This window comes from Alphaproteobacteria bacterium (assembly GCA_033344895.1).
Lineage (GTDB): Bacteria > Pseudomonadota > Alphaproteobacteria > UBA8366 > Aestuariispiraceae > Pacificispira.
Genome location: JAWPMN010000001.1, coordinates 3,096,129 through 3,112,309 on the forward strand (window position 1 = coordinate 3,096,129; position 16,181 = coordinate 3,112,309).

Here is a 16,181-nt window from a genome sequence, read left to right on the forward strand (position 1 = left end):
GGGCGTCTTCTTAGGCGTCTGCTACGATGCGGCGTAGGGCCTTGTTCAGTTCCTCGACACCGGATGCGGCGCGGGTGGCCCCTTCCTTGACGCGGGCGGACAGGCTGCCGACATGTGTCGACACGCTGGACACTTCGGAGATTTCCCCGGTGACCTGCTTGTTTCCGTCCGCCGCGGTGCGGACATGCGAAATGATGTCGCTTGCCGCCTCGGCCCGTTGCTGGACCGTCAGGGAAATGCTGTCCGCAATCTCCGCCATTTCCAGAATCTGTTCGGTCACCGCGTTGATTTCGGACACCGCCTTTTCGGTCCGGGACTGAACCTGGCCGATGCGGTCTGCGATTTCGCCGGTAGCCTGACCGGTTCGGGTCGCAAGCGACTTCACCTCGCTGGCGACGACCGCGAACCCTTTTCCGGATTCCCCGGCTCGCGCCGCCTCGATGGTGGCATTGAGCGCCAGCATGTTGGTCTGCTCAGCGATTTCGCGGATCAGTACCACGACCTCGCCGATCTTCTTGGCGTCCTCCGCCAGGGACTGGATCGACGTGGCGGCGTCCTTTGCCGCGTTGGACACCCGGTCGGTCGCCTGACCGGAACGGCCCGCCATCTCGCGCACTTCTTCAAAGGAATGCACGACTTCTTCGGTAAGGCCGACGACGGCTTCCGTGCTTTCCGCCGCGGCGCGTGACGCATCCGCGACCTGATTGGCGCGGCTGGTCGCGTCCTCGGCGGAACGGGCCATGTCGTCCGCGACCTCCAGCAGGGTCTGCATGCTGGCCTGGACATCCGCGACGGTGCTGTCGGATTCCGAATTCAGGCGATCCGCCATCTTGCGCAGGCGTTCCTGAATTTCCCTTCGCCGCTGCTCTGCCTTGGCGTCTTCTTCGGCGCGCAGGGTTTCCAGTTCCATCCGGCTGGCGCGAAGTTCGACCAGCGCGGCGGCCATGTCGCCCATTTCATCCCGGCCGGCTGTCGGAATGTCGACATCGGTTTCGCCGTTGCCGATCCGGACCATCGTGTCGGCCATTCGCTTCAGCGGCCGAAAGACAACCATCTTGAGTAACGCGAAGGCCACGACCCAGAGCACCAGAAGGACGCCGACGATCACGATGATCGAATTGATCCGCGTCTTGTCGACGGCGTTGAAGAATTCGGTCAGGTCCCGTGTCAGTTCCGCCCGTGCCCAGACGCCGCCGGTGGAATCGGGAATTTCGACGAGGACGGACGTCGCATCGGTGGTTGCAGCCGTATCGGCATTCCCAGCCTCTGCATCCGCCGAGGGATCGCTGTCGGCTTCTTCGCCAGCCGCCGCTTCCGAGGAAGCTGTTTCCGCCTCGGCGTCATCGACGGGGCCGGGCAGTGCCAATGCATCATCCAGAATGACGGCACCGCTGCCGTCGAACAGACGTACATGGCCGCCGACGGCACCGGCAATCCCTTCCAGCGCCAGTGTCGGGTCGGTGACGATTTCCAGGAAGGCACTGGCCTTGAAACCGCCGATCGGGGCGATGGTGCTGTGCAGGGGACGTCCCGTCTCATTGCTCCACAGATAGGTCGAAACCTTGCGCATCTCGCCCTTGTCGCGGGCCGCCAGGACGTCCCGGATCTGCTGGTTGGTGATTACGGAATCCTGTGTCCCCTTCTCCGAATAGGCGATGGGCTGCATGTCGGTCGACAATATCGTGACGCTGACGAGATTGACTTGGCCCTGAGCCACCAGCGCGTCGCTGTGAAACGCGTCGGATTCGATTACCATGCGGGGAACGTCATCCTCCTTGAACGCCTGGTTCAAGGTCGGTGTGCGCGCCCAGGCGCTGGTTATGGAAGACATTTCCTTGGAATAGGCGCCATTGATACGATCAAAGATGAGAATGCCGAGGGTTTCGCCGGACGTGTTGCGCAGCATTTCGATCGCCTGCCTGCTGGAAGCATTGGTGCTCCATAGGGTTGCGGCGGCGCTGGCGATGCTGACCAGAATGCCGACGGCGATCAGAACCGTCCGAATTGTTAAGTAACTTCTCAGTCCCGCGGAGCTTTTTTCTGGGTCCGTCACGAAATCCGTGTCGGCCGTTACGCTGCTTACGGACATTTGTATTTTCCCTGTTCAGGTATTCGGGTCCGATCAAGGGCCACCATCCACGACCCTCGTCTACCGGCATAATGCGGTTCTATTAATGTTCGGTAAAGACCACGGTAAAAGTGTAGGAATTCATTTACCGAATGGCGGTCAGAGGCGGGACCGGGCCTCAACCTTGATGCGGTCGACCATGGCCACGAAGCCGTTACGCCGGTTCGGCGACAGATGGCTCTCCAGACCGAGACGACGAAGCGCCTCCGTCGCGTCCAGATCTTCGATCTCCTTCGGCGGCCGGCCGGAATAGAGTTCAAGCAGGACGGCGATCAGCCCTTTTACAATGAAGGCATCGCTGTCCGCCCGGAAATGCAGGACCGGTGGGGCGGTGGACTTGTCTTCCTGACAGGTCATCCAGACCTGGGACATGCAACCACGGACCTTGTTTTCCTCGGTCTTCTCGGCTGCAGGCATTTCAGGCAGCTTCTTGCCCAGATCGACGATGTAGCGATAGCGCTCTTCCCAGTCCTCGAAGAGTTCGAAATCTTCCACCAGATCGTCGATCGTGCGCGCCATGGCCACCCCGGTTTTTCGATTGCCTCAGCGGGCGATATAGGCGTTTGGGCCCGAACGGTAAAGGGCGGGCCTAGTCGCGCCGGGACGGTGCAACATCAGCAAAGCGATAACCGCCCCGAATGTCGCCCATCCATGCCCACAGGATCAGAACCGGCGTCTCACCGGTCCACATGGCATGGCGTGCCCCGGCCGGAATTGACAGGAACCGTCCGTTATCTGGACGGCAGGGTCTGCTCGGCGCCACATGATAGACGGCGTCGCCGGACAACGGCAGATAGACTTCGTCCGCATCATGCGAATGGCCGGGATAGTGGGTCGCGCGGTCGACGATCATCAGACCCAGCATAAGACTGTCTGATGGAACGCGATGTCCAGGGCCCACGATGGTGCTGAAGGCGTGGTGCCGGTTGTAACGGCCCAATGCCGGGTCGGAGGGGGCCCGGTGCCAGTTCAGATCGGCCTTCATGGCCGCGACGGCGCCGCGCAGATAGGCCGTTTCGGCAGGGCCACGGGAAAGGCAGCCGTCCAACTGCGCCACCATGGGTTGGCGGGAGGGGCGCCATCGTGCCCGGGCCGGTGAGAGCCGCGCAATCTCATCAATCAGGGTGCGACAGAGCCGGCCCCCATTGCGTCTTGCCGCTTCGGATACTGTTTCCAGAAAGGCATCTTCCGGCTGCGAAGGGCGTCCGGTTCGAGGGTCCAAATGCAGAGAACCGGGCACGTTCCGGGTCTTTCCTATCGTGTTTATGCCATGGACAGGGCGCCGGGCGCATCTGGAGGCGGGCGGCCCGAAAACCATGCTGTGTGATCATACGGAGGAGAATTATGCCGCCTTTCTCCGCAGCCACAAGACGGAGAAAACTTCCCGTTAACGGAGAATGATATGCGGTATCATAATATTTCTTGCGATCTAGAGGGGGTAAATCTATCTTATAAATTGTCTGAGAAGAGAAAAAGCCATGAATCTGCCGCTCAGGTTGTGTGAGGTGATGGGGGACCTTCGTTCCGATTACGGACTGTCCGATATGGAGTAGCCACTGCTTCGGGAGGTCTTCGAAATCTGGTGCGGTCTGCGCGACGGCCGCCGCATTCCGCATGTCTCGGCGCTGGATCCTGTCCACTTTCTGCGCTTCAGCAGCAATCTTGTGGTTTGCGACGTTCTGGACGACGGAGACGTTGAGTTTCGGATCGCCGGCGAATCCGTGACGTCGGTGCGCGGCGCGTCCCTGCGGGGATTGCGGATTTCCACAGTCACGAAACAGACGGGCAAGAACCCCTCCGTGCTTCAATTCCTAGACGCGGCCGAGCAGGTAATGCCCGCCTATTATGACGGGCCCGCCTATATATTCGACAAGACCTTCCTGCGTTGTCAGCGGATATTGCTGCCATTTGCGGATGAATCTGGCGCCTGCCGGAAGCTACTGGGCGTGCTGGTATTCGGTTCGGCTCTGTCGCCCGTCCCCGATGACAATGCGACGCCGGTAAGCTGACAGCGCGAAAGAGGTTTCTCGCGACCTCAATTGCCGTGTTGTTCGTTGGTGGAATCCCGATTGGCGTCGGTTTCCTGCGGCGCGCCTCCTCCCTCGAAGACCTTACGAAGGAAGCCCGGCGCGATGACCGATAGCGGGTTTACCGACACGCTGGGATCTTCCGCCGGTCCGGACATCGAATAGGCCGCGCCGATCAGACCATCGCCGACCAGCATGTCGATAATCGGTATCTGTCCCAGTGTCTGGGAGAAGATTCCGGAAACGGCCACATCGCCGTTCAGGTTGATCGTGTCCTGAAGCCTGTCGACCGACCCTTGAAAGGTAATGCCGATCGAACTGCCGCGGGCTGCGCCGTCGGATATCTCAATCACTTCGTCGGATATGCTGAACCCAGCGGATAATGAATTGAAACTGATCCCGTCCTGGCTCAGGGCAGACAGGATTCCAGTTACCGAAATCACCTCCAGCAGCTTGGCCAGTCGGGGGGCCTCACGGACCTTGAAGTCGCGAATGTCGATCTTTCCCTTCAGCGGCGCATCGGGCCCGTCGCTGAAACCCGTGATCTGCAGGGTGCCGCCTTCCAGACGCCCGGTGACATCCGCGATGGCCAGTGCCAAACCTGTATCCTCCGCCAGGACGGTCAGGTTCTTTCCGCCCTTTTCGTTCGGCACGTAGTCGACATCGATCCGGCGTCCTTCTCCGACGAAGCCGGTCAGGGTCAGCAGGTCGATCTGATCGCCGCTGACACTAAGGCTTAAATCCGCATCGCGAATGTCGCGTTCATGGCCGGCTGTCATGCGCTGGAACCGGCCGGAGAACTCTACCTTCGGAGTCAGAACCTCTTCTTTTGCTTCCGGGTCTTCGTCTTCCTCCAGGAACGGACCGATATCCAGTTGCGGGCCGGACAGGGTGACCCGATAGATGTCGCCGACTTTTCCCAGAGTTCCCGAAACATCGGTGGCGCCCAGCTTTACCCGGTTGAACCGGGCCGCGGACACGTCGTTCAGCCCCTCCGCCAATTCGACACTGGCGTCGATCCGATGATGATCCTTGCCGTCCAGAACCAGTGTTTCGATCCGCGCGGTTCCGTCCTGCCGGAACAGGGCCTGCAGGAAGAGGTCGCTCGGCCGGCCGCTTTCCTTCGTCCAGCCGAGATCCGCAATGGTCAGCTCCGCTTCGGAGAGGTTTGCCGTCAGGGCCAGGCTGCCGTCACCGGATCGGTACTCGGCATAATTCACGCCGATACCGACACGACCGGCAGCATAGTCACCGAGCGGCAGGCCGAAGCGTTCTAGCTCTTTGAGGTCGGTAATGCTCGTTACCGAAAGATACCTCAGCCGGTCGCCGACGCCGCTGAAGTTCTCACGCCAGACGGCTGAGGCAGGGACGCCGTCGACTTGGACATTCCCTGTGACGTCAAGGCGTCCGGGCACCAGGGCCAGGCGCGCCTCTTCGGCGGTTATGGTCGCGTCCAGATCGTCCCGACGCATGGACAGATCGCTCAGCAGCGCATCAGCCTCATACTCGACTTCGTCCGCTTTCAGATCGGCAAGCAACGGGAACCTGAAGCGGACCTGGGTTTTCGCGTCGCCCTGAATGCCGCCGGCGTCCAGTCCGATCTGCGAGATGAAGTTAAACGGCTCGGTATCCAACAGGTTCAGAGCGGTGGACAGCGGCGTGTCGATGTTGAGGGCAATGTCGATCTTCTCCTGATCGGTATCGAGATCAGTAATCTCGATCCGCCCTCCTGACAGCGTAGCATCGTTCACGGTGCCGCTTTCCACATCGATATCGAAACGCGTTGGACCGAAAGTGGCCAATCCGTCGACCCCGATCACCGGCTCCAGGGGACGCAGATAATGGACCTCGCCGTCCAGCAGACGGATGCTGCCGGATAGTGATGCGAGTTCCAGCCTGTTCGGATCGAAGTCCGGCAGATGCGCCTTCAGTGCGATACCGGCCTGGGGTACATTGCCTTTGGGAATGTTCTCCAGCACCCATTCGCGCGGATTGGGCGCGAGGTCGGCCGGCCAGAACTCCGAAAGTTGTCCCATTTCCAGATCGAGCGCGAGGCCATTCACCGAGATATCCGCCCCGGCTTCCGTCGGTGTCACGATTGCGCTGGCGGTAAGCGACGGATTGTCGAAATCGAGAAACAGTTCCTCCAGAACAATCGGTTCGTCCGGCCCACCGGAGCGTACGGCGATCCGGCCACGTTTCAGCGGTGGCAGGGCGAAGGTCTCCGGCACCGTGATGCTGCCCTCGCCAAATGTCGCATTCAGGCTGCTCGATCGCAGTTCACCATCAGGACCGATGGCGAATCTTATTGCTCCATCCAGCGTGACATCGGTGCCGGTAAGCATGCCGAGGGCCGGCGCCGTCTGGGCCGCGACCTTTGGATTCACTCCGGAGAACTCGAGCGTTCCTGCAAGGTCCTCGTTCGAATCATCGTCCAGCGGCGTTTCGGCATTCAGGGCGAAGGATCCGATTTCGGACGTCAGTTCCGCAATCAGGAAACGTGGCGTTCCGTTAGGTGCGATTGATGCCTGAACAGTGCCCGTGATCGGAACGCGCGGAAGATAGGATACGGCCGTTTCCGCATCGTAAAGCCCACCGAGCCAGACCGCTGTATCGAAGGCGTCAAACTCGGCCTGCAGATCCGCCTGCGGCAGAGCGGTGCCGATCTCGGCGGTTACGTCGACATTGCCGGCCGCGCTCTGGAGGTCGGCGCTGACGCGTTTCAGATTGCCGTCCAGATCAAAGGACGCACCCGCCGAACCGCTGATCGTCAGATCGGGCAGGTAGAACACGAGGTCGGGCACATAGCGTATGGGAAGATCGGTATCCAGCGTATCGAAATTGACCGTGAAATCGATGCGATCGATGACAGGCAGCACCCGCAGCGTGGCACCGATCAGGGCATTTTCAGTCGGAGTTTCAAGCGATCCGATCAGGCGGGCATTCAGGCCGTCTTCGGAACGGACGACGTCCAGACCGGCACTGTGCAGCCACAGCGTTTCGCCAAGCGCCCGGTCAATGATCCGGATTTCAGTCTGAACCATACTGAATCTCTGAAGGCCGCCCAGCAGAGAATTTTCGTCGATGCCCGACGTCAGGGTTTCCAGCACGGATTGCGGCAACAGTGCATCATCCGACGGGGAGGGGACCGGCATCCAGTTCGCATCGGGGCGTACCGCCGGCGCAGCCTCCGGGTCACCTTCGTCGCCGGTGATACCGGGAAGATCCCCAACGGCCAGAGCGATGCCACCGTCCGGATCGCGCAACAGCGTCAAGGTCGGGCGCAGAAGTTCCAGGGTTGTTAGGCGTACCTCACCCCCCAGGAGGGCCTTGAATGACAAGCCGACTGATACTTCCTGAAGTACTGCCAGGGGCGGGTTGTCCGGTTCCTGGATTCGGACGTTGCCAGCGACGACGTCGACTGCGCGATCCCACCCGCCCCATACGACCCTGGTATCCTCGACCGTGATGTCATAGGGGCCGCTACCGTCGTTCAATGCGTCTTCAAGGATCGGGGTCAGAGCTGAAACCGAAACGGGGCCGGTGGACAGCGCGTAGATTCCCGCCCCCGCCAGCAGCACCAGACCCAGGAACAGGGCGGCAACGGCTTCCAAGACGATCCGCACTGTGCGCCTATTCATCCTGATCATATGGGTTGAATGCTCATCTTCTCGGGCCTGATCGGATTGACCATCATAGACGCTTCGCGCAGGTTTGAAATCTTCGGCTAGGGAAGATTTCAGTGATGCACAGCGTACCGCTTTTCGACAGTTTCGATCCGACCCGCTTTCCCCTTCCGGTCGACGCGCCGGACCTCGAGTTTCCAAATCCCGGTGGTGGTGATGTAACGCCCGGGACCCCGATGACGTTCCTGGAAAATGAGTCCGTCGTTCATTTTCTGCGTTTTATCTGTTGCCATAGCGGGTATCTGGCCACCCTGGTCCGGCGCGAGCCGGAGACGGTCGCTGCCATCCTGACGGAGGGGCCCGATGTCGCCATAGACCGCTGTCTGTCGGCGCTGCCGGACCTTGATGCCGAGGACCTGAGCGAGAAGGACTTTCTGAGCGGCCTGCGTCGCGCAAAGCGCCAGGTCGCCCTGACGGTGGCGTTCGCGGATATCCTTGAGGTCTGGCCACTTTCGCGGGTGACGGAGACCCTGGCGGATCTGGCGGAAAGCGCCCTGGAACGATCCGTTCGCAGAGCCTTGCGGCAATGGCGGGGTGTGCCGGGGACTGATGGCTACACGATCCTGGGCATGGGGAAACTGGGCTCTCGCGAGTTGAACTATTCTTCGGATATCGACCTGATTGTTCTCTACGACGCCGAACGCCTGGCGCCCGCGGATCCGGACCGTTTGCGGCAGGATCTGGTTCGGGTCACGCGCCAGGTCATGCGTTTCATGGATGAGCGAACGGGCGACGGATATGTCTTCCGCACGGACCTGAGGCTGCGCCCGGATCCCAGCGCCACGCCGCTGGCCCTCAGCGTTCGCGCTGCGGAAAGCTATTATGAAAGCGTCGGTCAGAACTGGGAACGCGCAGCCATGATCAAGGCGCGGCCCGTCGCCGGCGACAGGGCGCTCGGTAAGGAGTTTCTGACCCATATCCGACCCTTCGTCTGGCGGAAGTACCTCGATTTCGCCGCGATCCAGGACATTCATTCGATCAAGCGGCAGATCAATGCCCATCGAGGCGGGGCGTCCATTGCAGTCGATGGCCACAACATCAAGATCGGGCGCGGCGGCATCCGGGAAATCGAATTCTATGCCCAGACGCAGCAGTTGATCTGGGGCGGCCGACAGCCGGATTTGCGAGTCAAGGCGACCTGTGCGGCGCTGGATCAATTGGCGGTACATGGTCATGCCGAACCGGAGACAGTCCGGGAACTGAAAAATGCCTATGAATTTCTGCGGCGTCTCGAGCATCGCCTGCAGATGGTTGCGGATCAGCAGACGCAGACCGTGCCGGACACGGAGGACGAAGTCGCGGCGATTGCCCGTTTCATGGGCTATGGGGAGACCGACGAGTTTCGGCGGGCGCTGCGCAGCCATCTGGAGACGGTCGCCGGGCATTATGCACGGCTCTTCGAAGAGGCCCCCGATCTCGGCGGCGGCGGGTCGCTGGTCTTCACCGGAACGGAAGACGACCCGGACACGCTGCAGACCCTGGCCGAGATGGGGTTTGAGCAACCGTCCCACATCGCCGGACGCATCCGGGTCTGGCATCACGGGCGATATCGCGCGACCCGCAGCGTGCGCAGTCGCCAGATCCTGACGGAACTGATGCCGCGTCTGTTGCAGGCGTTTGCAGACACGGCCAATCCGGATGATGCGTTCCTGCGTTTCGACAGTTTCCTGTCCGGCCTGCCGTCCGGCGTTCAGCTATTCTCATTGTTCCAGATGCATCCGACATTGCTGGATCTATTGTCGGAAATTCTGGGCAGTGCGCCCAGATTGGCAGAAGTTCTTGCCCGCAAGCCGATCCTGCTGGATTCCGTCATCAGTGAGGATTTTTACGAACCCCTGCCGCTGGAACGGGAGCCGGATGAGGAATTGGCCGCCGCATTGGAACTGGCCCAGGATTTCCAGGACGTGCTGGATGCCGTGCGACGCTGGACGAATGACAGGAAGTTTCGTGTCGGCGTGCATTTTCTGCGCGGACTGGCGGATGGCGATCGTGTCGGGGCCGCGCTGAGTGCCGTCGCGGAAGCGGCCCTGTCCGCCATTCTGCCGCCGGCGGAGGATGAATTCGCAGATGCGCATGGCCGGGTAACCGGGGCCGGGCTGGCAATCGTAGCCTTTGGAAAACTGGGCGGCGGAGAATTGCTGCCGATGTCCGACATGGACCTGGTCTTCGTCTATGATGCGGACCCGGACATTGAGGAATCCGACGGGCCGAAGCCGATTGGGCCGCAGGTCTATTTCCTGCGCCTCTGTCAGCGGCTCGTTACCGCGATTACCACCGAGACGGGGGAGGGCCGGCTGTACGAAGTGGATGGCAGATTGCGACCGTCCGGAAATGCCGGGCCGCTGGCGACCCAGTTCGAAGGTTTTGACAAGTATTACCGCGTCCCCGACGGCGAGGCCTGGACCTGGGAGCATATGGCGCTGACCCGCGCCCGAACGGTTTACGGTACGGCGGATCTGCGCGCGAAGTTGGAGAAATCGATCCACAACGCCCTGATACAGAAGCGCGATCCCGCGAAGTTGTTCATCGACGTCGATGACATGCGGGAACGGATTGCCCGGGAGTTCGCCCCTAAAACGGCCTGGGACGTCAAGTATCGTCGTGGCGGATTGGTCGATGTTGAGTTCATCGCCCAGGCCCTGCAGCTTGCCCATGCTGCGGAAAAACCGGAAGTGCTGTCACCGAACACGGCCTTGGCGCTCGAGCGGCTGCATGACGCCGGCTGCCTGCCAAAGGACGCTTTTGAGGACCTGCGCTCCGCGCTGGCCCTTTGGCGTGGCATGCAGGCCGCGATACGGCTGACGGCAGCGTCGGGACGCTTCGATGCGGAAAACGCGCCGGAAGGGCAGAAGCGCGTGCTGGCCAGGGCCGCAGGGGTCGATCAGTTCGACGATCTGGCGCCGCTGATGGAACGCGCCGCGGATCGGGTGTCCAGGCACTATGCCGCGCTCATCGCTGATCCGGCGTCAGCGTATCGAGAGGAACGTCAGGAAAACCCGGCCTGAGCCGCAGTCACGCCTCAAAATGGTCGTTGAAGGCTGCCATCGTCTGAGCCGGATTTTCTTCGGCCAGAAAATGGCCGGCCTCGACAGGCTGTCCTGACAGGGTTGTCACTTTGCTGCGCCAGGTCTCCAGCACGTCATAATTGGCATGCATCGGTGCCTTGGCCCCCCACAGGACCAGCAGCGGGCATTGAACCCGGCGGTCCAGATCCGCTTCGTCATGCTCCAGATCGATCGTGGCGGCCGCCCGGTAATCCTCGCAGGATGCATGGATCGTCTCCGGACGGGAAAAGGCGGCCCTGTATTCCGCCATTGCGCGCGGATCGAAGAATCCCGTCTCGCCGGCGCTCCAGCCGCCGAATTTGCGCTGCAGATAGAAATCCGGATCGGCGCCGATCATCTTCTCCGGCAGCGGCGCCGCCTGCGCCAGGAAGTACCAGTGGTAATAGGCGTGCGCCACCGCGTGGGATGCCGTCTTGAACAGTGTATGGGTTGGAACAATGTCCAGCACGGCGGCACGCTCCACCGCTGCCGCATGGTCCAGGCACATCCTGTGCGTGACACGCCCCCCGCGATCGTGACCGGCGACCTGGAAGGTATCATGACCCAGCGAGGCCATCAGGGCGACGAGATCCGCCGCCATGGCCCGCTTGGAATAGGGCAGGTGGTGATTGTCGGTCGGCGGCTTGTCGGACGCGCCGTATCCCCGGAGGTCGGGTATGACAACGGTATGCCGCTTTGCCAGATCCGGGGCGAGCTTGTGCCACATGGCGCCCGTCTGGGGGTATCCGTGGATCAGCAGAAGCGGTCGCCCCGTGCCGCCGATGCGGACATTCAGTTCCAGATCCCGGGCCAGGTCGTGATGGACGGCAATGCGCTCCTGCCGGAATCCGGGAAACAGGTCGTCGGTCATGCGGGCATCCTCTCTCAGCGGGCTTTGCGGGCCCCTTTCGCGGTCGCCAACATCATGCCGGGCAGGACCAGCGCCGCGCCGATCCAATGATATGGCTGCGGAGTCTCGCCGAGCAATGCCCAGGCAAGCCCGGCATTGTAGATCGGCACCAGATACATCAGAAGGCTGGACCGGCCGGCGCCCAGAACCCGTTGTACATAGGCATAGACCTGATAGGCGCCGAAGGATGCCACGACGGCCAGGAGCGCAATCCATCCGGCCGTTTCCCAGTTCCAGACCGGTACCTGGCCCGTAGATGCTTCCCACAGCGTGAATGGCGCCAGAATGATGACCCCGGCGAGTGTTGTTGCTCCGAACCGGGTCGACAGACCCATCTCGCTGGGGCGGTGTCGCAGAAGTACGCTGTAGACCGCCCATCCGATCATCGCCGCCAGTATCCAGAGGTCACCAACGGTGAAGGCGAGATTGAGCAGCACGTCCAGGTCGGCCCGGCACACGATCACGATGACGCCCAGCAGGCTCAGCACAATGCCGCCGATCTGGAGTCTGTTCACCGCTTCGCCGTAGATCATCGCCGCCAACAGGATGATGAGGACGGGCGAGGCAGAATAGATCAGACCGATATTGGTTGCCGATGTTGTGTCGGCGCCGATATAGACGAAGGCTCCGCAGACCCCCATTCCGAGCGCGCCGAGCACCGCGAGATCCTTCCATTCCCGCAGGATCGCGCCGCGCCGGACCCAGAGCCGCGGGCCGACGAGCGGCAACAGCAACAGGAAGGTCGCGCCCCAGCGCAGAAAGGATAGATGGACCGGCGGTATCAGGTCGGCCGTTGCCTTCGCGACCAGCAGGTTGGTGCAAAACAGGGCAGGTGCGACAAACAGCAGAATTCGGGCGAACTGGTCTTCGCCGAAACCTGCAGTGCGGGAGGGGGAGTCGGTAAACTGGACGGGCTGTGACATAGGCCGTTTGTAACGTCTTGCTGCGCTGCGGTGTACGGGAAAGGTTTCCGAGTACTTGTGACGCTACGTCACGAAGTGGGCCGGTGATCAGGCGAACCGATCCGGGTGATCCGTAAAAATCGCCTCGCAACCCCAGCTGAACAGGCGGTCCGCGTCGGCCGGGTCGTTCACCGTGTAGACCCGGAACGGGATGCCGGACTCTCGGAACTGCGCTGCCCGGGCTTCCGTCAGCTTCTTGATGCTGACATGAACCGCCGATGCGCCGAGGTGGTCTTGATGAACCTGCCAGTCGTCCGGAATTTCCCACCACAGGATCGCGCGATCGAGCTGCGGGGCGGCCTTCTGCGCCTCTTCCAGGGCATCGAGCGAGAAGGATGACATGACCGGCGGCGGCAGCGTCCCCGGCCACAGTTCGGCGGTGCGTTCCGCGACGATCCGGCCCGTGATCCGCTCATATCCTTTTACCGGTTTGATTTCCACATTGCCCCCGAGCCCCAGGCTGGCCAGGGCCGCCACGGTTTCGTCCAGCGTCGGAATCGGGACCTTCGCGAATTCCGGCGAGAACCATGAGCCCGCATCCAGTCTGCGAATGGCGGCAAGATTGGTCTCTGAGACCAGTCCCGTTCCATTGGTGGTGCGGTCCAACTCATCGTCATGGTGCAGGATCACCACCTGGTCCCGGGTCAGCATGCAGTCGAACTCGACCCAGTCGCAGCCGAGTTCCTTGGCCTTCCGGAAGCCGGCGACAGTGTTTTCCGGCGCATGACCGACGGCGCCACGATGACCGATGATTCGGGGAATGTCGGTGCGTTTGGGCGACGGTGTCATAGGTCAGAGGTCCCGGTAACGATCATCGGGCAACTCGTACACGCCGTTGCCGATATGACAATAGGTCAGGTCACGGTCCTCGCTTCGCATGCGCCAGGTGATCAGGCGCTGCGTCATCTCCAGCATCGGTTCGCGATAGGCCGGGTCGTCTGCGCGGTTGACCAACTGTGCGGGGTCATCCTGCAAGTCGAAGAACAGCGGCGGCAGCGCAGCGAAGTGGACATATTTGTAGCGGTCGGTCCGGATAACGGCGATGCCGCATTCATCGGTCCTCAACCCCAGGGCCGTTTCCGCCGATTGAGCGGTCGGGTCCCCGAAATCGTACTCGAAATGAACTTCATCACGCCATGCTGCGGGCGTGCCGCCGGTCAGCCACTGCGTCAGCGGATAGCCGTCGACCTGGCGCGGAATTTCGGCATCGAACAGGTTCAGAATGGTCGGCATTACGTCGACGGACTCGGTGAAGGCATCGATTGTTCGGCCCCGGCCGGCATCTGCCTCCGGTCGCGGGTCGCGGATGATCAGCGGGATGCGATAGCTCTCATCGAAGAAGCCGGTCTTCGAGAACATCCAGTGGTCGCCCAGTTGCTCGCCATGGTCGGAGGTCAGGATGATCAGCGTCTCGTCATAGGTTCCCTGTGCCTTCAAATGGTCCAAGATGCGTTGGAAATTGTCTTCGACCTCGTTGATCATGCCGTAATAGGTCGCGCGGATCTGGGCGATTTCCGCATCGTCCATTTCCGCCGGGTTGATGTCCCGGCCGATCACCAGCCCGCTGCCCTGGTTTGCGCCCTTGCCGTGGCTGTGGATGCGATGTCTCAGCCAGGGATGCAGGGCGCCTTCCGCCTCCGGTGTTTCCGCACGGACAGGGGGCGGCGCATCCTTGGCGTCGTATCGCGCGTTGTAAGGTTCCGGCGACACGAAAGGGGGATGCGGGCTGATATAAGTGACATGGGCGACCCAGGATTGACCCCGGCGGGAGTCCAGATAGTCGATCACGCGATCGGTCAGAAACGCGGCGTTGCTATCCTCCGCCTTGAAGGGGGCGGGGGCGAAACTGTAACGCTTGCCCGGGACCGGCCGGGCCGGATTGAAGACATCCCAGGGATCGGCAGGCAGGTCGTAGCCCTTGGCAGCCAGATCGGCGAACCATGTCCCGAAATCGTCGTCCAGGCGGCAAATCCGGGTCATGCCCGGCAGCACGCCCTCATAGCTGTTGAAGATCGGATCGCGATGATCAGCGCCGCGTGGGTCCGGGGATATGTCGGTATAGCCGAACAGGACCGGGTCGTAGTTCAGCTTGCGCAGTTCCAGTGCGACATTGGTGAAGCGCCGGTCCAGGGGCGTTCCGTTTCGCAGCGAACGGTTCTTGTGCAGATAGGTTCCGGTCAGCAACGCCGTTCGCGCCGGACCGCAGGGACAGGTTACCGTCCAGTGATTGCGGAACAGCACGGAATCCCGTGCAAAGGCATCCAGTTTCGGTGTCTGCAGCAACGGGTGTCCCATCGCCGACAGGCAATCCCATCGCCATTGATCGAAGGTGACAAGTAGTACGTTTTTGATCGCGGCCATGGTCGGTTCCGGAAAGGATGGGGGCGGGCGGCGTGAAAGGCCGAACCACACCATGAAACGGTTTCGGAATTATGACCCCGAATTGGCGGGCCGGGTCAAATCCCGGCGCGCGGTGCCAGGCTGACGATGTAGGCGATATAGCCGACCAAGATGACGGACCCGCTGATCCGGTTTATGCCGCCCCGCGCGAGCATCAGCGCGGCAATCGTCAGCGTCGCGGCCAACATGACCCAGATATCGATCGACTGGATGTCCGGCTCGAAGGTCAGGCTGGAGACCAGGGAGGTGATCCCAAGGATCGACAGGATGTTGAAGACGCAGGACCCCATGACATTGGCGATCGCGACATCGGTGTGGTTGCGCATCGCTGCGACCGCCGTGGCCGCCAGCTCCGGCAATGACGTGCCGAGCGCGACGACGGTCAGGCCGATCACCGTCTCCGGCACGCCGAAATCCTCGGCAATTCCGATGGCGCCTGTGACCATCAGGTCGGCGCCGAGGACGAGCCCGACCAGCCCGAGGATCGTAAAGACCGCGATAACCGGCAGTTTGGTCGGGGCGTTTTCAAGCTCGTCCGCTTCCTGCTCGTGCAGGTCACGCGACGCCTGATCACGCTTGTCGCGGATATAGGTCACGGTCAGGTAGGTGATCAGGGCACCGATCATCAGGATGCCGTGCCACCAGACGATGGCGCCATAGATCGACAGACCGACCAGCACCAGGGTCGCAGCGACCATCATCCCGGCATCGCGTTTGGCGGCACCGATGGTACAGACGAGCGGCGCGATGACGGCACCGACCCCGAGGATCAGCAGCAGGTTGGAGATGTTGGAGCCGACGACATTGCCGATGGCCAGCCCGCTCTTGTCAGCCAGGGCGGCCTGGACCGTCACCACCAGTTCGGGCGCGGATGTCCCGAAACCGACCACGGTCAATCCGATGATGGCCGCAGAGACCCCAAGGAACCGTGCAAGCCCGACCGCACCGCGAAGCGTAAGCTCGCCCCCGACAAACAGGATTGCGAGCCCGGCGACCAGGTAAACGATGTCCAGCAAGTTGAAAC

The 16,181-nt window shown here is 61.7% G+C and carries 11 protein-coding genes; 2 read left to right on the forward strand and 9 right to left on the reverse strand.

The window, feature by feature from the left end; all coding sequences use genetic code 11:
- Positions 1-10: 10 nt before the first annotated feature.
- From R8L07_14880 to R8L07_14890, 3 genes are all read right to left on the reverse strand, one after another.
- Positions 11-2,089 carry a HAMP domain-containing methyl-accepting chemotaxis protein gene (locus tag R8L07_14880; protein MDW3206819.1) on the reverse strand — a complete coding sequence of 693 codons (2,079 nt, stop codon included), beginning with the start codon at positions 2,087-2,089 and terminating at the stop codon, positions 11-13.
- Between the two features lie 138 nt (positions 2,090-2,227).
- Entirely contained in the window at positions 2,228-2,647 is a 420-nt protein-coding gene (locus R8L07_14885) for a SufE family protein (protein ID MDW3206820.1), read from the reverse strand.
- Between the two features lie 70 nt (positions 2,648-2,717).
- Positions 2,718-3,368 carry a dimethylsulfonioproprionate lyase family protein gene (locus tag R8L07_14890; protein ID MDW3206821.1) on the reverse strand — a complete coding sequence of 217 codons (651 nt, stop codon included), beginning with the start codon at positions 3,366-3,368 and terminating at the stop codon, positions 2,718-2,720.
- 316 nt (positions 3,369-3,684) lie between these two features.
- On the opposite strand from R8L07_14890, the gene R8L07_14895 reads away from it, so the two are divergent.
- Positions 3,685-4,137: a PAS domain-containing protein gene (locus R8L07_14895; GenBank protein MDW3206822.1), complete on the forward strand. Its 453-nt coding sequence runs from the start codon at positions 3,685-3,687 to the stop codon at positions 4,135-4,137.
- Positions 4,138-4,163: 26 nt separating this feature from the next.
- Here R8L07_14895 and R8L07_14900 read toward each other — a convergent pair whose 3' ends face one another.
- Positions 4,164-7,781: an AsmA-like C-terminal domain-containing protein gene (locus tag R8L07_14900; GenBank protein MDW3206823.1), complete on the reverse strand. Its 3,618-nt coding sequence runs from the start codon at positions 7,779-7,781 to the stop codon at positions 4,164-4,166.
- 119 nt (positions 7,782-7,900) lie between these two features.
- On the opposite strand from R8L07_14900, the gene R8L07_14905 reads away from it, so the two are divergent.
- Positions 7,901-10,846 carry a bifunctional [glutamine synthetase] adenylyltransferase/[glutamine synthetase]-adenylyl-L-tyrosine phosphorylase gene (locus R8L07_14905; protein MDW3206824.1) on the forward strand — a complete coding sequence of 982 codons (2,946 nt, stop codon included), beginning with the start codon at positions 7,901-7,903 and terminating at the stop codon, positions 10,844-10,846.
- Positions 10,847-10,853: 7 nt separating this feature from the next.
- Here R8L07_14905 and R8L07_14910 read toward each other — a convergent pair whose 3' ends face one another.
- The 5 genes from R8L07_14910 to R8L07_14930 all read right to left on the reverse strand — a co-directional run bounded on the left by R8L07_14910 (position 10,854) and on the right by R8L07_14930 (position 16,173).
- Entirely contained in the window at positions 10,854-11,756 is a 903-nt protein-coding gene (locus tag R8L07_14910) for an alpha/beta hydrolase (protein ID MDW3206825.1), read from the reverse strand.
- A 14-nt stretch (positions 11,757-11,770) separates the two neighbouring features.
- Positions 11,771-12,718, reverse strand: coding sequence for a DMT family transporter (locus R8L07_14915; GenBank protein ID MDW3206826.1), 948 nt, complete (start codon positions 12,716-12,718; stop codon positions 11,771-11,773).
- 87 nt (positions 12,719-12,805) lie between these two features.
- Positions 12,806-13,546 (reverse strand): glycerophosphodiester phosphodiesterase, encoded by a 741-nt coding sequence (gene ugpQ, locus R8L07_14920; GenBank protein MDW3206827.1) that lies wholly within the window; start codon positions 13,544-13,546, stop codon positions 12,806-12,808.
- Between the two features lie 3 nt (positions 13,547-13,549).
- Positions 13,550-15,118, reverse strand: a complete 1,569-nt coding sequence (locus R8L07_14925; protein MDW3206828.1) for an alkaline phosphatase family protein — start codon at positions 15,116-15,118, stop codon at positions 13,550-13,552.
- Between the two features lie 95 nt (positions 15,119-15,213).
- Positions 15,214-16,173, reverse strand: a complete 960-nt coding sequence (locus R8L07_14930; protein MDW3206829.1) for a calcium/sodium antiporter — start codon at positions 16,171-16,173, stop codon at positions 15,214-15,216.
- Between the last annotated feature and the right edge of the window lie 8 nt (positions 16,174-16,181).